The sequence below is a fragment of the Microbacterium sp. Ag1 genome, assembly GCF_001005635.1.
In the GTDB taxonomy this organism is placed as follows: Bacteria; Actinomycetota; Actinomycetes; order Actinomycetales; family Microbacteriaceae; genus Microbacterium; species Microbacterium oxydans.
In genome coordinates this window covers 61275-80270 of record NZ_LBCR01000034.1, presented here as the reverse complement: position 1 = coordinate 80270, position 18996 = coordinate 61275, and the positions used below count along the sequence as shown (strand labels likewise).

The following is an 18996-nucleotide window of genomic DNA, read 5'->3' as shown; positions in this document are numbered from 1 at the left end:
GCGTTCGGGCCGACATGCCGGCAACGACTGTCGTGGCGTCAGTCGTGGTGTCAGTGGTCGTGGCCGAGGTCCCACGGCTCGCGGCCGACGTACTCGGCCGCTGCCCGGAAGACCGCGCTCTCGATGGCCATGCGCCGGTGCGCAGCATCGTCGTGCCCAGGGGGCAGGAGCCGTTCGATGGGGAGTCGGAACAGCACGATGCGCCGGTTCTCGCGGTCGAGATACCACCGGGGCACTTCGTCGGTCGCGTCGAACCCCGGGATCGCGCCGATCTCGAACCGGACGTCCTGCAGTTCGGGCCAGGTACCGCGGAGGAACTCGACGGCCGTGCCGACCGTGAGGTCGAACCGGTCGATGCGTCCGTCGAGAGGAGCCAACGGCGGACGCACGACCTCGCTGCGGCCCAGGCGACCATGTCGCCCATGCCGCGCACCGCGCCGAGGAGCGGCGGTGGCGGGGGTGGCGCGTCGACGAGGCATGACGAAAGTCTAGGCGGTGGCGGCTCGCCCGGCGCGGCATCCGTCGCCGCGTCGGAGTGCGCCGTACGCTGGCGGAGATGGACGGACGACTGTGCTCGAAGGTCGGCTGCGCGCGAGAGGCCGTGGCCACCCTCACCTACGACTACGGCGATCAGATGGCGGCCCTCGGCCCGCTCGGCGCTGCGAACGATCCTCAGGCGCATGATCTGTGCTCGCCCCACGCCGACCGGCTCTCGGTGCCCGCCGGGTGGCTCGTCGTTCGTCACGAAGCACTGCGCGCCTGACACCGGTGGATCGACACGCGGTCACAGCCGAGCGCTGAATTCCGAAGTCTGGATACGCTGACCGCAGGCGTGCCAGGGCGGCGCGGCCGGAAAGGCATTCGTGATCGTCTGGCGTCGCTGGATCTTCCCCCTGCTTCTCGTCGTGGTCTTCGGCGCGTGCGCCGCGGCTCTCGTCAAGATCGCGTTCTTCCCCGACCGCGCGGAGAGCGTCGTCAGTCCGGAGGCCGGGATCACGGATCCCGTCGTGGCTGTCGAGCGCGGTTCGGTCGTGAACGCGCTGAGCCTGAGCGGGAACGTGGCGCGCGACGACGACTTCGCCGTCCGGGGTGAGCTCAACGGCACCGTCCTCGCCGTGCACGTGGGGGAGGGGGCGACCGTGACCGCGGGGCAGAAGCTGTACACCGTGCGTCAGGAGGAGCCGCGCAAGGACATCGACGTTCTCGCGCCCGAAGCCGGCGACGTGTCGGAGTTCGCCGTCGTCAAGGGCCAGGCCACCACGGTCGGCACCGAGACGTACAAGCTCACGCCAGCGCGCTACCACCTGCTCGCCACCGTCGACCCCGTGCAGCTGTACCGGCTCGTCAATGCTCCCACCGAGGCCACGGTCACCATCACGGGCGGCCCTGCCCCGTTCGCGTGCACCGGTGTGGGAGTCCAGGTGACGGCGGAGGGCACCGCGAATGTGCGCTGCGCGATCCCGGTCGACCAGACGGTCTTCGCAGGTCTCCCCGCGAAGATCGATCTCGCTCTCGGCCAGGTGGATGACGCGCTGGTGATCCCGGTCACCGCCGTCCAGGGCGGTGCGGGGTCGGGGAAGGTCTGGGTCGACGCCGGTGACGGCTCCGACCCCGAGGAGCGGGCGGTGACTCTCGGCGTCAACGACGGCGTCATGGTCGAGGTGACGGAGGGCCTGGCGGAGGGCGACACCATCCGTCAGTTCGTGCCCGGCTTCGTCGCGCCGGTCGAGGAGTTCTGCTATGAGGTCTCCCCGGGAGTGGAGCAGTGCGACACCGGGACCAGCTGGTGAGCCTGGTCGCGCTCGACGACGTCTCCAAGAGCGTCCTGCTCGCCGATGACTCGCGCCTGGAGATCCTTCGGGGCGTCACCCTCGAGGTCGGAGCGGGGGACCACGTCTCCATCGTGGGTCGCTCGGGGTCGGGGAAATCGACGCTGCTCAACATCTTGGGGATGTTGGATGCGCCCACCTCCGGCTCCGTCGCGTTCGAAGGTCGGGAGGTGCGCCGGATGCGCTCCGGTCGCCTCGACCGCCTTCGCGGCGACAACGTCGGCTTCGTGTTCCAGCAGTTCAACCTCCTGCCGGGGCGTACGGCGATCGACAACGTGATGATGCCGCTCGGGCACGCGAAGGGGCGGATGTTCTGGAACCGTCGCCAGATCGCGGCCGACATGCTCGAGCGCGTCGGTCTGGGGCATCGCGTCGACCAGATCGCCGACAAGCTCTCCGGCGGTGAGCAGCAGCGTGTCGCCATCGCGAGGGCTCTCGTCCGCAGACCGGTCCTGATCCTCGCGGACGAGCCCACCGGAGCCCTCGATATCGACACCGGGGCGTCGGTCATGTCGCTGCTCGACGAAGTGGCGACGGAGACCGACGCGGCACTGGTGACCATCACGCACGATCTCCATGTCGCTGCGCGGGCGCGGCGCCACTACCGACTCGACGCCGGACGCTTGGAGATCGCCGACCTCAGCCGCGCCTTCGAGGCGTCGACGCTCGCCGCCCCCGTGCCCTCAGCCGCACCGGAGGTGGTCGCATGACCGGTTTCCTCGGCGCCCTCTCCGACGCCTGGGCCGAGATCCGGGTGCACAAGCTGCGCGTGCTGCTCAGCCTCATCGGGATCGCCGTGTCCGTGGGCGCGCTCACCGCGGTCGTCGCGATCTCCGAGTACCAGCGACAGTTCCAAGCCGAGCAGTCCGACCGGTGGGGCGGACGAGCGGCCACCGTCGTCGTCGCGGTCAACAGCGACGACGGCACGCCCGTCGACGCCGACGAGTTCGATGCCCGCTTCGACCGCGTGTCCGAGCGCTTCGGGTTCAGCCACACGGCGCGCATCTCCCAGGGCGTGATGCTCGACGTCCAGCTCCCCGACGGGATCGTGCAGGTTCCGGCCCGCGTCATGGATCCCGCGTTCTCGCAGATCCATCGCGAGCGCCTCCTGGAAGGGCGGTGGTTCCTCGATTCCGACAGCGAGGCGATGGCCCCGCCCGTCGTCATCACGGAGCCCCTGTGGGACCGGCTGGGGCGTGTGCCGTTGTCGCAGCACCCGACCGTGACGCTCGGCGGCCCGGCCGGCGGGACGTACCAGGTGATCGGCATCACTCCGCGCCAGGGGATGGGCGACGAGGAGATGCGCGTCGATGTGCTGTACGACTCCTACCGTGCCCGCGTGGATGCGCTCCCGACCGATGCGTGGACGCAGTACGAGATCTGGATGGGGACCGGCCAGGTGGATCGCATCGCGCCGGTGCTCGCGATGGACCTCAGGGCGGGGCTGCCCGAGGGCCAGACGGTGTCGGTGAGCAGGTCCGACTGGGCTGCGCAGCCGGGGGCTCTGGATGCGCAGGCGACGTTCGAGATGGTCACCGGTGGTATCGCGGCCCTGATCCTCGCCCTCGGGGCGCTCAGCCTGATCAACATCCAGCTCGTGGCGATGCGTCAACGCGTTCGGGAGATCGGGGTCAGGCGCGCTTTCGGTGCCAGCTCGGGGCGGGTCTTCTTCGCGGTGTTCCTGGAGAGCCTCGTGGCCACCACGGTCGCGGGAGTGATCGGGATCGCGATCGTCGTCGCGGTGCTGCGCTCGGAGTGGATCATCACGTCGATGTTCTACGGGATCCAGGACATCCCGCCCTTCCCGATGCGCGCGGCGCTCATCGGCCTCCTCGCGTCGGTCATCGTCGGTGCGGTGTCCGGGTTCATCCCCGCGCTGGTCGCTCTCCGTGTCAAGGTGATCGACGCGATCCGCTTCTGACGCACGCGTGAAGGTGCGGAGGACGCCGCGGTGACCGGCGCCGTTCAGACGCCGACGCGCCGCCCGGTGAGCCGTTCGGCGCGACGGTCGGAGTTCTCCAGTGCCCGGCGTTCGCGTTCCCGGCGCAGGACGGTGATCCCGATCAGCGCCTGCTCCGGCGGAGCCGGAGGCAGCGGCGAGACGAAGGGGGTCGCCTCGGTCAGCAGATCGAGCGCGACACGTGCCCGTGCCGCAGGAATCATGCGGGGGGCGCTCTGCAGGAACTGGGAGATGCGCCGCGCGAGCCGGTCGGGGAGCCGAGCGACGTCGGCGATCTGGGCCCAGCCGCCCAACGACGGAGGAAGCACGGGTACGTGCGCGACGAGAGCGGGGGTGCGCACGCGCTGACTGTAGGTGCCGGCGACCAGGTCGCCCAGGCGCTGCGATCGCGCGTTGAACGCGCCGGTGAGCACCGCCACACCGCCGAAGGTCATGTAGATCTCCAGCACGCCGAGGAGGGCGCGGATGAAGGCGTGTCGGAACCCCGCGGCGCCTCCGTCCACGCGCACGATGCGCCCGCCGACCGCGAGCTTGCCGAGGCTGCGTCCCTTCAGGGCGACCTCCATCGTGATCGGCAGCACCACGAAGCTCACCACGAAGGCCGAGACCACGGCGATCCGATCCGTCGTCTCGTCGAGCACGCCGGCGTCGAGCAGCCAGATGCGCAGGAAGATCCACAGGAGGAACACGGCGTATCCGAGGAGCATGTCGATCGCGGCGCCGAGCGCTCGGAGCAGGAAGCCGATGGGCTGCACGTCGATCGCCACGGCCTCGCCGGAGAGCACCTCGTCTGCAGCATCGATCGGGGTGGACATGAGTACAGTAAATCAGGTGGATGCCGATGCGCTGACAGATGCACGCCGCGCCGAATGGGAGCGGCTGGACCAACTCAGTCGCGCCCGTCTCGACGGGGACGGGGTCGACGAGCTCATCGTCCGATACCGCGCCGCCTCCGCCGACCTGGCTGAGCTCAAGACCTCGGTCGGCGATTCGCCGCAGGGTGCCTACCTGTCGACCATCCTGGTCCGTGCACGCCTGCGTCTGACCGGTGCATCGGACAGCATCCTCACGCAGACCGGACGCTTCTTCCGCCTGCAGCTTCCCGCTGCGCTGTATCGCCTGCGTTGGACGACCCTGGTCATCGCGATCTCCTTCATCGCGGTCGCCGTCGGCACCGCGGCCTGGATCGCGAGCGATCCCGCGCTCGTGGCGACTCTGGGCTCGCCGTCCGCACTCGAGCAGTATGCGGACGAGAGCTTCACGGGCTACTACACCGAGAACCCCGCCGCCGTGTTCATGGGCATGGTCTGGACGAACAACGCCTGGATCGCGATGCAGTGCGTGCTCTTCGGCGTCACGGGGATCTGGCCGGTCTACATGCTCGTGCAGAACGCGATGGGTCTCGGGACCACCGGCGCGGTGATGGCCGTCCACGACAAGGCCGACCTGATGGTGCTGTACATCCTTCCGCACGGGATGCTCGAGATGACCTGTATCTTCGTGGCGGCCGCCGCAGGTCTGCACGTGTTCTGGGCCTGGGTGGCGCCGGGGCGACGCACGCGAGGTGAAGCGCTCGCCGAGCAGGGCCGAGCGCTCGCGACCGTGGCGATCGGTCTGGTCTTCGCCCTTTTCCTCGCGGGGCTCGTCGAAGGTTTCGTCACCGGTTGGGCACTGCCGTGGCCGGTCAAGATCGGTATCGGAGGCGCGGCACTCGCCGTGTTCCTGATCTACATGCTCGTCATCGGCGGGCGCGCGCACCGCCAGGGTGAGACGGGAGACCTCGTCGAGTACGAAGCGGGTACGCCGCGTCTGGTGGCGGGCTGACAGACGGTGAGCCGCCACATCTCATCGTGGACGGGGGTTCAGAGCCGACCAGCCGCTTTCAGCTCCAGATAGCGGTCGGCGATCCGGGGAGGAAGCTCCTCCGGATCGGCGGCGATCGCCTCTCCGCCCGCCCTGCGGATCGCATCGGCGACGTTCTCCGCATCGCGGAGGGTCCTCTCGGCCGCTGCTGCGAGGTACACGTCCTCCCGGGAGTCGCGTCGGCGCGCGAGCGCGGAGATGCCGTCATCGGTCACGGAGCCGACCAGCACGGTGGTCGCGCGTGACGCGTTCGGGAAGGCACCGAGGAATCCGCGCGCCGACTCGGCGGCATCCTGCGCGGTCAGAGCCACGATGAGCGAGGGGCGTGTGGTGAGCGTGCGGACGGCGGTGAACGCGCCGTGCCAGTCCGTGTCGACCAGCCGAGCGTGCACCGGAGCCATGGCGTCGGTGAGTGCCGGCAGCAGCGCGGCGCCGTCGACGCCCGTCACCCGCGCGCGGACCACCCTGTCGTACATCAGGAGGTGCACATGATCACCCGCGCGGGAGGCGAGTGCCGCCAGCAGCAGCGCGGCCTCCAGTGAGGCATCCACGCGGGTGCCGTCCCCGACACGTGCGGCAGCCGTGCGTCCCGTGTCGATGATGATGACGACGTGGCGATCCCGCTCCGGCCGCCAGGTCCGCAGCATGGTGGTCCCGGCGCGAGCCGTCGCCCTCCAATCGATCGAACGCACGTCGTCTCCGCGCACGTACTCCCGCAAGGAGTCGAACTCGGTGCCCTGACCGCGCACCTGGATGCTCGTGTTGCCGTCCAGCTCGCGCAGCCGGGCGAGTCGCGACGGAAGATGCTTGCGGGAGGAGAACGCCGGGAGCACTCTGATCGCCCCGCGGACGACGTGCCGGGCCTGTCGACCGGCGATGCCGAGGGGCCCGCGCGAACGCAGCATCACGAAATCGCTCACGAGTTCTCCGCGGCGGCGGGGGAGGAGCGGAATGGCGACCCGGCCGCGTTCGCCAGGAGCGATGTGCAGACGCTGCCGGTCGAGCGGAGCGCCCGCTGTCGGCTGCCATGCGTCGCGGAGCGTCGCGTTCAGTGCCCTGTTGCCGTGGTTGTGCACCGCGACGCTCACCGGGACCGGCTCGCCGAGCCGCGCGCGTGCGGGCAGCCGGCGGCTCACGGTGACGGAGCGAGGACTCGCGGCGAGGGCGACGTCGACGGCGACGAGCAGCAGGCACAGAGCGATCCAGGCGCCGAGCACCGCGTACGCCGGATAGCCCGCGAGCCCGGCGATGACGAGCGGGACGATACCGACGGCGATGGCGACGGCGAGGCGACCGGTGATGAACACCTAGATCGGCACCCTGGTCTGCTGCACCACCGAGGTCAGCACCGCATCGGCGGATACGCCTTCCATCTGCGCATCGGGGCGCAGCTGGAGACGATGGCGCCACACCGGGACCAGCATCGTCTGCACATGATCGGGCGTGACCGCCGAAGACGCGTTGAGCCAGGCCCAGGCCTTCGCTGCGGCGAGCAGTCCGGTGGAGGCGCGGGGGCTGGCACCGAGCTCGACCGAGGGCGACTGGCGGGTCGCTCGGGCGAGATCGACGACGTAGCCGAGGACGTCGTCGGTCACCTCGACCGCGGCAGCAGCGTGCTGCGCCGCTCGGATCTCCTCGGCGGTGACCACCGCCTCCACTCCGGTGAGCTCTCTGGGGGAGAAGCCCGAGGCGTGCCGACGCAGCACCGAGACCTCCGCGTCGCGCTCCGGCATCCCGACGACGAGCTTCATCAGGAAGCGATCCAGCTGTGCTTCCGGCAGCGAGTAGGTGCCCTCGTGCTCGATCGGGTTCTGAGTCGCTGCGACGAGGAACGGGTCGGGGAGGGGGCGACTGACCCCGTCCGCCGACACCTGGCGCTCCTCCATGGCTTCGAGGAGTGCAGCCTGGGTCTTCGGCGGCGTGCGGTTGATCTCGTCCGCCAGCAGGATGTTGGTGAACACGGGACCGGCTCGGAAGTCGAACTCGCCGGTGCGTGCGTCGTAGACCAGGGAGCCGGTCACGTCGCCGGGCATCAGGTCCGGAGTGAACTGCACGCGCTTGGTGTCGAGGCCGAGTGCCCGCGCGAAGGAGCGCACGACCAGCGTCTTCGCGACACCGGGCACACCCTCGAGCAGCACATGTCCGCGAGCGAGCAAGGAGACGAGCAAACCGGTGACGGTGCCGGCCTGGCCGACCACGGCCTTGTCGACTTCCGTGCGCACCCGGTGCATGGCCTGACGCAGCGTGGCGTCATCGGTGGGATGGTTCTCAGGGGTCACGTGTTTCCCTCTGCTTCTCGGGGATGGGCGGTCGTGTCGGTGCGGGCGGTCTCGTCCACCGCTGTCTCGAGCTGGTCGAGGCGTCTGGCGAGTTCGATCAGGGCGGCGTCGTCCTCGGGCGGGGGCCCGGCCAGCAGTACCTGGAGCGTGCCGCGCGGGACCCGCAGCCGATCCGATGCCGCGTCGGCGACCTCATCCGCGTCGGCGTGGACGGCGAGTCCGAGCCGACGGGCGAGACGTCGCCGAGTGCCGTCGCGGAGCGCCTGCGCGGCGTGTGCGGAGTCCGCGGCTCTGGCCGTGAGACGTGCGCGTCCCTGCATCGTCTCCGAGGCTCGCACGGTGACCGGCAGCGTCTCGGCGACGAGGGGACCGAACCGCTGGCCGCGCCAGATCGCCGTCGCGACCCCCACCGCGATCAGCAGCAGGATGGCGGGCGTCACCCACGGGGGCGTGAGGCTGCCCAGTGTGTCGACCGGCTCGGCTTCGATGTCGGAGTCCGCGAAGCTGGGGACATACCAGACGATGCGGTCGGTCTGACCGAGCAGGGCGAGTCCGAGGGCCGCATTCCCGTTCTCGGCGAGGTAGGCGTTGCCGAAGAGCCTCGATCCCTCCACCACGGTGCGCTGAGGACTGGTGCGACGATCGACGAGGACGGCTGCGCCCTCGTCATCCCCGAAGCAGGCCTGCACGCCGTCTGCGGCGGCGAAGAGACGGTCGGCGCGGATCGTGCCGACCTTCGCGAACTCCGCGACATCGCACTCCGCGCTCACGGCCGACGATGTGCCCGGCGCGTTGTCGCCGATGCGGAGCTCGTTCAGCAGATGCGTGCTCGTGGACAGGTACACCACGCGCTCCGCGGGTTCGGTGAGCGTCGCGAGTGCTTCGTCGGTGAGCGTGTAGGGGTTGGCCATGACCAGTGTGGTGTCGGCGTCGATCGCCGCGCGGGCCTCGACTCGTGACCGATGGACGTCGACCTCGACGCCCTGATCGCGCAGGATGTTCGCGAGCGCGAGTGCGCCGGCATCGTCGCGGGCCTCGGGGTCGAGGGCGCCGCGCGCACCGGGTGCCGTCGCGGCTACGCGAAGACCCACCACCGTGACGATCAGCACGAGCGCCGCGACGATGGCCCAGCCGATGATGGACTTCGCGCGACTCGGGCGGCGTTCGGCGGTGGAGAGCGGTTCGGCGTCGGAGGCGGCGGGGAGCAGGGGCGTGCGCTCGCTGTCTGTGATGCTCACGCCGGCACCACTTCCAGGCGGCGTCCGCGGATCCGATCGTCGGTGTCGACGAGATCCCGATACGCCTCCGCCGTCGCGTGATGTCCGAGATAGCGGACATCGTCGAAGGTGAGGGCGGCGCGTCGCATCGCCTCGGCCTCGTCCGAGAACACCGTGCTGGCCTCGCGGGCGATCCCCTGAGCGGTCGCGCCGGGTGCCGGATCGATCAGATCGCGTTCCCGCAGGCTGCGGGCGATGGCGCGATAGCGCAGGACGGTCGCGGAGTCCCAGTCGCCTTCGCGTGCGGCGCGCTCGGCATCCGATCTCAGCTGTGCTGCGGTGCGGTCGTCCGCCGCACCAAGGAGGTCTCCGTGCGCCCGCCTGATCGACCTCGAACTGCGCGGCCGTCCCCAGATGATGAGGGCGGCGATCAGAGCAGCCGCGATGATGACGCTGACGATGATGAGGGCGGACGGACCGACGTTCGCACCGTTGTCCGGGCTGAACAGATCGGCGAGGAAGCGGCCGATGTCGCGGGCCACCAGATCGAACCAGGTGGGCTTCGCGTCCGCGTAGCGCGGGTTGGAGAGCTCTTCCTCCGCCCAGCGTCGAGCCTCGTCGCCATCGGGCACGAAGAGATCGTCGAAGCGTCGGATCATGCGGCGCCGTCGGAGCCGGGTGCTGTCCAGCCGCTGTCGGCCGGAGCGTCTCCGGGGGCGGGCACCGCGGGTGGTGGCGGCGGCGGGAATGCGCCTGCCGCCGGCTGCATCGGCTGCGTCGGGTGTGCCGGCTGCGTCGGGTGTGCCGGCTGCGTCGGGTATCCCTGCGTCGGGTACGGAGGCGTCGGATAGGGCGTCGCCGGAGACGGAGGGTATGCGTATCCCTGGGACATCATCACGTGTTCCGGAACCTGGCGGGGCGGAGGAGCCGATGTCACCGCGCGTGAGGGATCGACGCGGAACGGATCCTCCTGCTGCTCATCGGTCCATCCGAGGTCGCGGCGCTCCACATAGGCGATCAACGTCTGATCCAGGCCCTCGTAGCGCATCCGGCAGTCCAGGTAGACGAGCGCGGCTCCGGTGCTCTGCACCACGAGCGTGATCGCCTGGATGACCAGGAGCAGGATCTGGGGAGCGATCAGGGTCACGACGAATGCCACGACAGCGCTCGGATCCGCTGCGCCGGTGGGGGCGACGACGGAGCCGAGGAGCGATCCCAGCAACGTCGCCGGCACGCTCACCACCTGTGCCGCGATGCCCATGATCGCGCTGATCAGGAATGTCACGCCGAACGCGACCCAGAACCGCCCGCGGGTGAGCCGCCAGGAGCGGACGAAGGCGTCACGGAAACGGGCACGCTCCAGGACCAGGATCGACGGCACGAGCAGCAGCTTCGTGGTGAGCCACACCGCGAGGGGGATGCAGGCGAGCACGATCAGGATCACCACGAGCACGACGACGCCGACCATCTCCATGCTCCCCCCGAGGCCTCCGGCGACGAAGCCCGCGATGATGACGGCGGCGATGATGAAGAGACCGAACACGGCGGCGACCGAGAGAGAGGCGAAACCGGCGAGTCTCCAGAAGGCGGGCGCCATCCGCCGCCACAGCATCCGCAGCGTGGCCTTCACACCGATCGCGGCGTACCCGATCTCCGCGGCGACGACCCCCTGCATCATGGCCGTGAAGGCGATCGAGGCGACACCGACGGCCAGTCCGGCGATGACGTTCACCGCGATGGTGCCCGCCATCACCGCCTCGAAGTCCGGAGAAGAGGGGGAGACGGTCTCCAGGCGGCTGAACGTGGTGAAGAGGACCACGCCCATCACCACAGCGGTGATGACGACCACGATGAGCTGGATGACGACGGCGAACCCGAAGAGCACCTTGGGGTTGTGTCGCAGTGCCGCGAAGGCTTTCCCCAGCAGCATCCCGAACGACAGCGGGTGAAGAGGGATGATGCCCTTCTTCGGGGCAGGCGTCCACGTCTGTCCGGTCACAGGCACTCCCTCTCCATCGTGCGCCTCCATCGTGTCATATCCCCTGCACGGAGCGCAGACCTGGGATCGCTGGGACTCGGTGCCATAAGGTAACTCTTATGACCTCACGTATTCTCGTGGTCGACGACGACACAGCGCTCGCCGAGATGATCGGGATCGTGCTTCGGACCGAAGGCTTCGAGCCGGTTTTCTGCGCCGACGGCGCGCGCGCCGTCGATGAGTGGCGAGCCCAGCGGCCCGATCTCGTGCTGCTCGATCTGATGCTTCCCGGCATGGACGGGATCGAGATCTGCACGCGCATCCGTGCGGAGTCCGGCGTGCCGATCATCATGCTCACCGCTCGCAGCGACACGGCCGACGTCGTCCGAGGACTGGAGGTCGGTGCGGACGACTACATGGTCAAGCCGTTCAACCCGAAGGAACTCGTCGCGCGCATCCGCACCCGTCTCCGTCCGACGCCGCAGACCACCAGCGAGCAGCTTCGCGTCGGTGATCTCACCGTCGACGTCGATGCGCACGAGGTCCGTCGCGGCTCCGAGCCGATCGCGCTCACACCGCTGGAGTTCCAGCTTCTCGTCGCGCTCGCTTCCAAGCCGCAGCAGGTGTTCTCCCGGGAGATGCTCCTGGAGCAGGTGTGGGGGTACCACTACAAGGCCGACACCCGGCTGGTGAACGTCCATGTCCAGCGCCTGCGCGCCAAGGTCGAGCTCGACCCCGACAACCCGAAGATCGTCATGACGGTGCGTGGAGTGGGCTATCGCGCCGGGAGCGTCGGCTAGGCGCACGATGGCCGCGACGACAGCGACCACCACGACGGTCGCTGTCCTGCGCGACTGGCGCGGTTGGCCGACGATGCTCGGGGTCCTGTGGCGCCGCTCGCTGCGTTTCCGTACGCTCTCGATCACACTGCTGGCGACCTCGCTCGCGATCTTCATCACGTGCGTCACGATGGCGCTGGTGATCCAGAACGATCTCTTCATCTCGCGCAAGGACGTCGCGCTCGAGGATTCCCGCCGCGCGGTCGACCAGGCCCAGGGGATCCTGGATGTGGCGGAGGTGGGCGACGACTCCGCGGCTCTCACCGAACTGTGGAACAGTGTGCAGTCGAATCTCACCCGCACGTCGAGCACGGATCAGCTCGCCGGTTTCAAGGTCGACGATGCCAAGGGCGTGCGGCTGAACGGGTTCGAGGCCGGACTGAGCCGGAGTCTGCTGAGCCCTGAGCTCCAGGCGCGTGTCATCGAGTTCGACGACCGTCAGGCCTGGCAGTCGGTGGCTCTGCCGGCCGCCGACGGTGGCGAAGTGCCGGGCATCATCGTCGGGCAGCAGCTGCAGGTCCCGGAGGCAGGGGCTTTCGCGATCTACTTCGCCTACGACCTCGGCGATGCCGACCAGACCCTCGTCTTCGTGCAGCGGACGCTGTGGATCGCGGGAATCGGCTTGGTGGCGATCGTCGCCGCCATCTCCTGGATCGTCCTCCGTGCCGTGTCGACCCCGATCGTGCAGGCGGCCGAGACGAGTGCGCGGTTGGCGGCAGGTGATCTCGGTGTGCGTCTCGAGGTACACGGGGAGGACGAGCTCGCCACGCTCGGGCGCTCGTTCAACGCGATGGCCGACAGCATCGAATCCCAGATCAAGGAGCTCGGCGAACTCTCGATGGTGCAGCAGCGATTCGTGTCCGATGTCTCTCATGAGCTGCGCACACCGCTGACCACGATCCGTCTCGCCGCCGACATGCTCAATGATCAGCGCGAGGAGTTCGACCCCACCACCGCCCGCACGGCCGAACTGCTGCACGCCCAGGTGCAGCGCTTCGAGACGCTGCTGTCCGACCTTCTCGAGATCAGTCGGTACGACGCGGGATCGGTGCAGCTGGAACTGGAGGCGACGAGCCTCACCCACCTCGCCGAGGACATCATCGAGCAGATGCGTCCTCTCGCCGAGGGGCACGGCACCGAGCTGAGGCTCGTGGCGCCTGGGGGATACTCCCCGGTGGACATGGACCCGCGGCGCGTGCGGCGTGTCCTGCGCAACCTGATCGGAAACGCGATCGAGCACGGAGAAGGTCGTCCGGTGGTCGTCACCATCGACAGCAATCAGCACGCGGTGGCCGCCGGAGTGCGGGATTTCGGGCTCGGGATGGATCCGGCGGATGCGGAGCGGGTGTTCGACCGGTTCTGGCGTGCCGACCCCTCACGCCAGCGGACGATCGGAGGCACGGGGCTGGGGCTCTCCATCGCCCTGGGAGATGCGACGCTGCACGGCGGCACGCTCGATGTGTGGTCGGAGCTGGGCGTCGGCACCAACTTCGTCCTGACGATTCCTCGACACGAGGGGGTCCTGGACGGTCCGAGCCCCATCCCCGTGGAGCCGCAGGAGCCGTTCGCGGAGATCGGGGACGCGACCCAGCCGATCTCGCTGACCGATGCGCCGACCGGCATGTTCGATGAGGAGGATCGGCCGTGACCGAGCACCGAGGTAAGCGAAGGCTGCGGGGACTCGCGCTGGTGCTCGTCGCCCTGCTGCTTCCCGCCTGCGCCGGGTTGCCGACCAGCGGCGACGTCGCCGTCGGCCTCAAGCTCGGCGAATCCCCACAGGACATCGACATCCTTCCCGTGGCCTCCGGGCCGATCACGGGCGCAGGGCCGGAGGAGATCGTCGACGGCTTCCTCGAAGCCGGCATCACGACCACCGACAACTGGGACACCGCGCGCGACTTCCTCGCGCCATCGCTGCAGCGGAGCTGGAGCCCCTCCGCCGGCGTGTCGATCGACATCGGCCCCGACACCAGGACCGTCACGTCCTCGGTCCCGGATGACGAGGTCGAGGACGCGGACACGGCGGAGGTCCAGGTGACCCTGGACCTCGTCGCGAGTGTCGACGACTCCGGCGGATACGCCGAGGCCGTCGGCTCGTCCGCGGTGGCGTTCACCGTGCAGCGCATGGAGAACGGCGAATGGCGCATCACGCAGGCGCCCGACGGCGTCGTGATCGACGAGACGCGATTCACGAAGGTCTTCGAGGGGTACCCGCTGCAGTACTTCGACCTCGGCTGGTCGCGCCTGGTGCCCGACATCCGCTGGTTCCCGCGGCGGCAGAGCCCCGCGACGACGGTGACACGGGCGCTCATCGGCGGTGCCCCCAGCGAATGGCTCGACCCGGCAGTGCAGAACGCCTTCCCCGCCGACGTGCAGCTGGCGCAGGATGCGGTGCCGATCGTCGGACAGGTGGCTGACGTCGCGCTCACGCGCCCGGCCAGCGGACTGGATGCCACGACGCTGTCGCGCATGCGCACGCAGCTCCAGGCTACCCTCAGGGCCTCCGGCGTCGCCGTCACGCAGGTGCGATTCACGGTGGACGGGAGAGACCTGGACGCGGGGCAGGCCGAGGTCAAGGAGCCCTCCACCGAGATCGGCACACTCGTGCTGCAGAACGGCGCGTTCGGGCGCATCGTCGGGGACGAGATCTCGCCGCTCGACGGGATCAGCGGGGAGATCACATCGATCCCGCAGCCGATCGTCTCGATCGATGTGGCCGCCGACGACACCCACGCCGCCACCAGACTCGCCGACCAGCACGTCTACCTCGTCGGCGCGGGGAGCCTCGACGAGCTCGACGCCCGCCCCGGGCTCATCAATCCCTCGCTCGATCCCTACGGCTACACCTGGTCGGTGCCTACGGGTTCCCCCGCGTCCCTGCAGGCGTCGGGAAGCGACGCCGTAGCCCATCCGATCGCGAAGGCGTGGCCGAGCGCGTCGGGGATCTCGCATCTGAGGGTCTCGGCGGATGGCGCGAGGGTGGCAGCCGTCGTGACCGTCGGCAAGCAGATGTGGGTCGTCGTCGCGGCGGTCGTCCGGGACTCGGCCGGTGTTCCGATCGAACTCGGAGAGGTCAAGCAGCTGACGCAGCTCGCCGACCCGGCGACAGGCCTGGTGTGGCTCGGACTCGACCGGGTGGGGGTGCTCGCCGATCCGAGCAGCCCGCGACTGATCACCCAGATGGTCGGGGGGCCGGGGGCGACGGAGGCCGCACCGAACAATGCCGTCTCGATCGCCGGGGCGCGCACGGCGTCCGGTGTGCGCATCCTCGGGGCGAACGGTGAGCTGTTCGCCCACGCGGGGTCGGCATGGCGGGAAGTCGCCTCCGGCGTCGCGGTGCTCGCCACGCGCGTCGGGGAGTGACTCTCCCTGCACGCGAGAGCGATGTGCTGCTCTTCGCCCGCACATCCTGAGATCCTGGGAGGGGCAGACCGCCAGACCGCAGAATCGTCGGATGTGGACGAAGACTCACCTCCTGGATCTGGGCACCGAGATCGCAGCCTTCCTCCTCGCCGCGACCTGCGCGGGGTGCGACGAGCCCGGCACCCTGTTGTGCGGCCGATGCCGGCAGGCGCTGCAACCGGACCCGCAGCGGCTCGCGACGCCGCAGGGGCTTCCGGTGACGGCCGCGCTCGCCTTCGAAGGGGTGGCGGCGCAGTGCATCCGTCGTCTGAAGGGGAAGGGCGAGACGCTCCTGGCGCGCCCACTCGGCGCGGCGCTGGCGTCCGTGCTCAACTCGACGGAGAGTGCGAGCAGGTGGATCGTGCCGGTGCCGACGTCGCGGAGCGCCTTCCGGCGCCGGGGATACCGTGTCCCCGACCTCCTGATCCGGAGGGCGAACGCCGAACCGCAGAGGCTCCTCAGCGTCGTGGGCGGCACCTCGGACCAGCGCGGGCTGGGCGCGCGGGCGCGTGCGACGAACGTGAGCGGCGCGATGCGCGTGCGTCGGGCAGGCGAAGGCACCGAGGTCGTGATCGTGGACGACGTCGTCACTACAGGGGCGACCTTCGACGAGGCGACACGGGCGCTGACCGCGGCGGGCTTCCACGTCTCGGCAGCGGTCGCGCTGGCCGCCACGCCGCGCCGTGACGGATTCGGATGAACCTCATCGGGAACGCATCGGCGACACAGGGGGAAGACCCCGTGACATCCGCCGACGGGCGGACTACGGTGGGGGGACACAAGGCGACCACGGTCCGCCCTTGGCCGGGAGGACCGGGACAAGGAGGCAGCAATGGAAACAAGCATCGTTGGCGTCGGAGTGGGTATCACCGATCGCTTCCGAACCGTTGTCGAAGAGAAGATCGCCAAGATCCAGATGCTCGCGTCCCGTGCGCAGCGACTGGATGTGAAGGTCACCCACCGTGTGTATCGCAACGGTCGCATCCCCGACGAGACCGTCGAGCTCACGCTGATCGGAAAGGGCCCCGTCGTCCGCGCAGAGGCGACGGACGGCGACAAGTTCGTGGCGCTCGACCTCGCCGTGGACAAGATGTCCGAGCAGCTGCGTCGCGCGAAGGAGAAGCGGGTCGACGGACGGCAGCACCCGCGCGGCGCCCACTTCGAGAAGGGGAGCGGGGTGCTGGAGGGCATCGACGTCCAGCCGGCATCCGCTGACGTCCTCCGTGCGGTCGCGACCGGCAGCGTGCCGGTGCAGCAGGCGGAGGAGGACGAGTACTCGCCCGTCGTCATCCGCACGAAGAGCTTCGATGCCGAGTGGATGACCGTCGAGGAAGCCGTCGACAGGATGGAACTGGTCGGACACGACTTCTTCCTGTTCGTCGATGTCCGCACCGACCACCCGAGTGTCGTCTATCGACGCAAGGGCTGGGACTACGGAGTGATCGCGTTGAGCACCCAGGCTCCGCCGTCCGAGGCGCTCGCTTCCTGATCCGGAATCGCAGAATCGCAGAACGGCCCGGTCCCGCAGGGGACCGGGCCGTTCTGGTGTGCGAAAGCCGAGAAGGGCGCGTCAGTCGAAGATGCCGTCGAGCAGGCTGCCGATCACGAGCCCGCCGAGGATGCCGGAGGCGAGGTCTCCGCCTCCGCCTCCTCGTCGTCCGCCGCCGCCCCAGCCGCCACCGCCGCCCCAGTCCTGATCCTGCGGACGGGAGGAGTCGATGTCGCGCTGCGCGAGCTGCAGTGCTTCGGAAGCCAGATGAGCCACGCGGCGCGCCTGGACGAGCGCGGCTTCGCGGGTGTCCTCTGCGGGCAGCAGGTCCGAGAGGTCGACCCGCAGCCGCTCCGCCTCCGCGAGTCGGGTTCGGGCATCCGCGCCGATCCACCCCCGATGGCCGGAGATGAGGCCTCGCGCGACGCCCAGCTGGCGGTCGGCGTCGTCGATGGCATGCTGCACCTGAGCGAGGCTCGGCAGCGGGTTCTCCGCCCTGTGACGGGCCTTGGCGATCGCCTCGTCGAGCGCGGAGTTGGCGTCACGCAGCTGGGACAGCTCGGCGAAGGGGTCGTTCGGCTGCCCAGAGGGTGTGAGCGCGGCCAACGCTCTCTGGAGGGCGGTGACGGCGTCGGCGACGGCCGGGACGTTCGGTGCTGTTCGCGCCGCGATGAGATCGCCGCGCGAGTCGGCGACGACCTCGGCGAGGGTGGATTCCGCGCGAAGTGCCTCGATCTCGAAGTCCTCCACGGCGTCGAGCAGGGCGGAGGCACGGCGGGTGGCCTCGGTTGCCGTCTCGAGCGCCACGTTGGCTTCCTCGTTCTGCTTCGCGGCCCGACGGCGCTCCGACACGTCGGCGCTGTGGGTCGCGAAGCTGATGAGCTGTTCCGCTTCGGCGGCACTCGCGGTGATCTGATGCATGGCGGAGTCCGCATACCGCGACGAGAGGCGGGAGATGGCTTCGCTGGTCTGCGGGATGCGAGCACTCAGCGCCGCCGCGTCTGCCCGCACCTGGGCGATGATCTCGGGTGCGCGGCGTACCTTGGCGACCGACTCGGCGAGCACGGAGGTCTTCTCGTCGAGAAGGTCCTGCGCCCAGTCGCAGAGCTGGAGGATGCGCGCGTTGCGTGTGCGCAGCTCTTCGTCGGTGTCGGGGATTTCGTCGTGGTTCAGCTGGTGGAGCTGGAACGCTTCCCGCAGATGGGTGCGTACAGCCGCGAGCGCCCTGCGCAGATCGGCTGTGAGCGACTCGCCGAGTTCGGCTTCCGCGAAGGCGAGCTCATCGGAGGTCGTGCGGATCCGCTCGTCTGCGCTGACCAGGGCCTGCTCAGCACGGCGCGCGAGATCGGCGTCCTGAGCGGCGAGTTCTTCCTGTTCGCGTTTGCGTCTGCCCCAAAATCCAGCCATGACCCGATCCTAGTTTCCCGGGGGCCGGCGGTGGCTGAGCATCCGCTCGGGGCGAACGCGGAACCGGTCCGCGTGAGCGAGCCGGGCGACATCGGGCCGGGTCAGGACGCCGCGATCGCGTCGGCCGTCGCCGTCTCGGCCTTCGTCGGGCGTCCCCGCTTCGGGCGATCGGCGGTGAGCTCGAGCGTCATCGCGTGGCGAGGGTGGGCGCCCAGACGCTGTGCGGCATGGTCCAGCCATCGGATCTCGGCCTCGGCGGCGAAGATCATCGAGTCGGCGACGAGCGACCACGCGAGTCCCTCAGGGGCGTCGACGTCCCGATGTGCGCGTCGCTGCGTCTGCAACGCCTCCAGCTGTCGGAGCGATGCGGATCGCTGGGACTGGATCGCGGCTGCGGGGTCGACGCCGGGCAACGTGGCGGCGACCGCGACCTTGATGGCGAGTTCGTCTCTGGTGCCCTGGGGGCGCATGACGGGGGAGGAGAGCCAGCGGTCGACCTCCGTCCGTCCGGCGTCGGTGATCTGCCAGTACACATGGCCCCGGTCGTCTGCCTCTCCGCGCGAGACCAGGCCGTCGCGTTCGAGACGTTCGAGCGTGTTGTAGATCTGCCCGACGTTCAGCGGCCAGATGGAACCGGTCCGGCGATCGAACTCATGGCGGAGCTGATAGCCGTAGCACGGCCCCTGCGCGAGGATCGCGAGCAGACTCTGGCGTACTGACATCGTTCGTCTCC

The 18996-nt window shown here is 69.5% G+C and carries 19 protein-coding genes; 10 read left to right on the top strand and 9 right to left on the bottom strand.

Features of this window, described 5'->3' with window-relative positions; genetic code table 11:
• Nucleotides 1–50: 50 nt before the first annotated feature.
• Complete coding sequence (locus tag AAY78_RS17125; protein WP_227750927.1) at nucleotides 51–479, bottom strand: hypothetical protein; 429 nt, start codon at nucleotides 477–479, stop codon at nucleotides 51–53.
• Between the two features lie 77 nt (nucleotides 480–556).
• Between AAY78_RS17125 and AAY78_RS17120 the strand changes: the two genes are divergently transcribed.
• The 4 genes from AAY78_RS17120 (at nucleotide 557) to AAY78_RS17105 (ending at nucleotide 3750) form a co-directional block, all read left to right on the top strand.
• The gene (locus tag AAY78_RS17120) at nucleotides 557–763 is read left to right on the top strand and encodes a DUF3499 family protein (RefSeq protein ID WP_021199833.1); all 207 of its coding nucleotides are present in this window, start codon (nucleotides 557–559) and stop codon (nucleotides 761–763) included.
• Between the two features lie 100 nt (nucleotides 764–863).
• Nucleotides 864–1790: an efflux RND transporter periplasmic adaptor subunit gene (locus AAY78_RS17115; RefSeq protein WP_046749499.1), complete on the top strand. Its 927-nt coding sequence runs from the start codon at nucleotides 864–866 to the stop codon at nucleotides 1788–1790.
• Nucleotides 1766–2539, top strand: a complete 774-nt coding sequence (locus AAY78_RS17110) for an ABC transporter ATP-binding protein (protein ID WP_197077719.1) — start codon at nucleotides 1766–1768, stop codon at nucleotides 2537–2539. Before AAY78_RS17115 ends, AAY78_RS17110 begins: the two co-directional genes overlap by 25 nt.
• Nucleotides 2536–3750: an ABC transporter permease gene (locus AAY78_RS17105; RefSeq protein WP_046749498.1), complete on the top strand. Its 1215-nt coding sequence runs from the start codon at nucleotides 2536–2538 to the stop codon at nucleotides 3748–3750. Before AAY78_RS17110 ends, AAY78_RS17105 begins: the two co-directional genes overlap by 4 nt.
• A gap of 44 nt (nucleotides 3751–3794) precedes the next feature.
• Here AAY78_RS17105 and AAY78_RS17100 read toward each other — a convergent pair whose 3' ends face one another.
• Nucleotides 3795–4604, bottom strand: a complete 810-nt coding sequence (locus AAY78_RS17100; protein ID WP_046749497.1) for an RDD family protein — start codon at nucleotides 4602–4604, stop codon at nucleotides 3795–3797.
• Between the two features lie 16 nt (nucleotides 4605–4620).
• On the opposite strand from AAY78_RS17100, the gene AAY78_RS17095 reads away from it, so the two are divergent.
• A complete protein-coding gene (locus tag AAY78_RS17095) occupies nucleotides 4621–5613 on the top strand; it encodes a stage II sporulation protein M (RefSeq protein WP_046749496.1) in 993 nt (330 codons plus the stop codon).
• Nucleotides 5614–5651: 38 nt separating this feature from the next.
• Here the strand turns inward: AAY78_RS17095 and AAY78_RS17090 are convergent, their stop codons facing one another.
• Genes AAY78_RS17090 through AAY78_RS17070 form a run of 5 tightly spaced genes read right to left on the bottom strand, consistent with a single transcriptional unit; the run spans nucleotide 5652 to nucleotide 11147 of the window.
• Nucleotides 5652–6959 carry a DUF58 domain-containing protein gene (locus tag AAY78_RS17090; protein ID WP_046749495.1) on the bottom strand — a complete coding sequence of 436 codons (1308 nt, stop codon included), beginning with the start codon at nucleotides 6957–6959 and terminating at the stop codon, nucleotides 5652–5654.
• Entirely contained in the window at nucleotides 6960–7883 is a 924-nt protein-coding gene (locus tag AAY78_RS17085) for an AAA family ATPase (protein ID WP_218867656.1), read from the bottom strand.
• Nucleotides 7884–7927: 44 nt separating this feature from the next.
• Complete coding sequence (locus tag AAY78_RS17080; RefSeq protein WP_052748823.1) at nucleotides 7928–9169, bottom strand: DUF4350 domain-containing protein; 1242 nt, start codon at nucleotides 9167–9169, stop codon at nucleotides 7928–7930.
• The gene (locus AAY78_RS17075; protein WP_046749493.1) at nucleotides 9166–9807 is read right to left on the bottom strand and encodes a DUF4129 domain-containing protein; all 642 of its coding nucleotides are present in this window, start codon (nucleotides 9805–9807) and stop codon (nucleotides 9166–9168) included. Before AAY78_RS17075 ends, AAY78_RS17080 begins: the two co-directional genes overlap by 4 nt.
• Nucleotides 9804–11147, bottom strand: coding sequence for a glycerophosphoryl diester phosphodiesterase membrane domain-containing protein (locus AAY78_RS17070; protein ID WP_046749492.1), 1344 nt, complete (start codon nucleotides 11145–11147; stop codon nucleotides 9804–9806). The genes AAY78_RS17075 and AAY78_RS17070 overlap by 4 nt, the downstream gene beginning before the upstream one ends.
• A 98-nt stretch (nucleotides 11148–11245) precedes the next feature.
• Here AAY78_RS17070 and mtrA point away from each other — a divergent pair, with 98 nt between their 5' ends.
• The 5 genes from mtrA (at nucleotide 11246) to hpf (ending at nucleotide 16856) form a co-directional block, all read left to right on the top strand.
• Nucleotides 11246–11926, top strand: coding sequence for an MtrAB system response regulator MtrA (gene mtrA / locus AAY78_RS17065; protein ID WP_046749491.1), 681 nt, complete (start codon nucleotides 11246–11248; stop codon nucleotides 11924–11926).
• A 7-nt stretch (nucleotides 11927–11933) separates the two neighbouring features.
• On the top strand, nucleotides 11934–13613 hold the full coding sequence (gene mtrB / locus AAY78_RS17060; protein ID WP_046749490.1) for an MtrAB system histidine kinase MtrB: 1680 nt from the start codon (nucleotides 11934–11936) through the stop codon (nucleotides 13611–13613).
• Nucleotides 13610–15328, top strand: a complete 1719-nt coding sequence (locus AAY78_RS17055; RefSeq protein WP_046749489.1) for an LpqB family beta-propeller domain-containing protein — start codon at nucleotides 13610–13612, stop codon at nucleotides 15326–15328. Before mtrB ends, AAY78_RS17055 begins: the two co-directional genes overlap by 4 nt.
• A gap of 91 nt (nucleotides 15329–15419) precedes the next feature.
• Nucleotides 15420–16067, top strand: coding sequence for a ComF family protein (locus AAY78_RS17050; protein WP_052748822.1), 648 nt, complete (start codon nucleotides 15420–15422; stop codon nucleotides 16065–16067).
• 132 nt (nucleotides 16068–16199) lie between these two features.
• A complete protein-coding gene (gene hpf / locus AAY78_RS17045) occupies nucleotides 16200–16856 on the top strand; it encodes a ribosome hibernation-promoting factor, HPF/YfiA family (protein WP_046749488.1) in 657 nt (218 codons plus the stop codon).
• An 81-nt stretch (nucleotides 16857–16937) separates the two neighbouring features.
• Here the strand turns inward: hpf and AAY78_RS17040 are convergent, their stop codons facing one another.
• Entirely contained in the window at nucleotides 16938–18263 is a 1326-nt protein-coding gene (locus AAY78_RS17040) for a hypothetical protein (protein WP_046749487.1), read from the bottom strand.
• Between the two features lie 101 nt (nucleotides 18264–18364).
• On the bottom strand, nucleotides 18365–18985 hold the full coding sequence (locus AAY78_RS17035) for a PadR family transcriptional regulator (protein WP_046749486.1): 621 nt from the start codon (nucleotides 18983–18985) through the stop codon (nucleotides 18365–18367).
• Nucleotides 18986–18996 lie beyond the last annotated feature (11 nt).

Bases quoted from the DNA above. Each gene is read 5' to 3' on its own strand.
- AAY78_RS17075 (WP_046749493.1), bottom strand. From the start codon at position 9,807: ATGATCCGACGCTTCGACGATCTCTTCGTGCCCGATGGCGACGAGGCT.
- AAY78_RS17125 (WP_227750927.1), bottom strand. From the start codon at position 479: ATGCCTCGTCGACGCGCCACCCCCGCCACCGCCGCTCCTCGGCGCGGT.
- hpf (WP_046749488.1), top strand. From the start codon at position 16,200: ATGGAAACAAGCATCGTTGGCGTCGGAGTGGGTATCACCGATCGCTTC.
- mtrA (WP_046749491.1), top strand. From the start codon at position 11,246: ATGACCTCACGTATTCTCGTGGTCGACGACGACACAGCGCTCGCCGAG.
- mtrB (WP_046749490.1), top strand. From the start codon at position 11,934: ATGGCCGCGACGACAGCGACCACCACGACGGTCGCTGTCCTGCGCGAC.
- AAY78_RS17120 (WP_021199833.1), top strand. From the start codon at position 557: ATGGACGGACGACTGTGCTCGAAGGTCGGCTGCGCGCGAGAGGCCGTG.
- AAY78_RS17085 (WP_218867656.1), bottom strand. From the start codon at position 7,883: ATGCACCGGGTGCGCACGGAAGTCGACAAGGCCGTGGTCGGCCAGGCC.
- AAY78_RS17105 (WP_046749498.1), top strand. From the start codon at position 2,536: ATGACCGGTTTCCTCGGCGCCCTCTCCGACGCCTGGGCCGAGATCCGG.
- AAY78_RS17035 (WP_046749486.1), bottom strand. From the start codon at position 18,985: ATGTCAGTACGCCAGAGTCTGCTCGCGATCCTCGCGCAGGGGCCGTGC.
- AAY78_RS17100 (WP_046749497.1), bottom strand. From the start codon at position 4,604: ATGTCCACCCCGATCGATGCTGCAGACGAGGTGCTCTCCGGCGAGGCC.
- AAY78_RS17050 (WP_052748822.1), top strand. From the start codon at position 15,420: ATGTGGACGAAGACTCACCTCCTGGATCTGGGCACCGAGATCGCAGCC.
- AAY78_RS17040 (WP_046749487.1), bottom strand. From the start codon at position 18,263: ATGGCTGGATTTTGGGGCAGACGCAAACGCGAACAGGAAGAACTCGCC.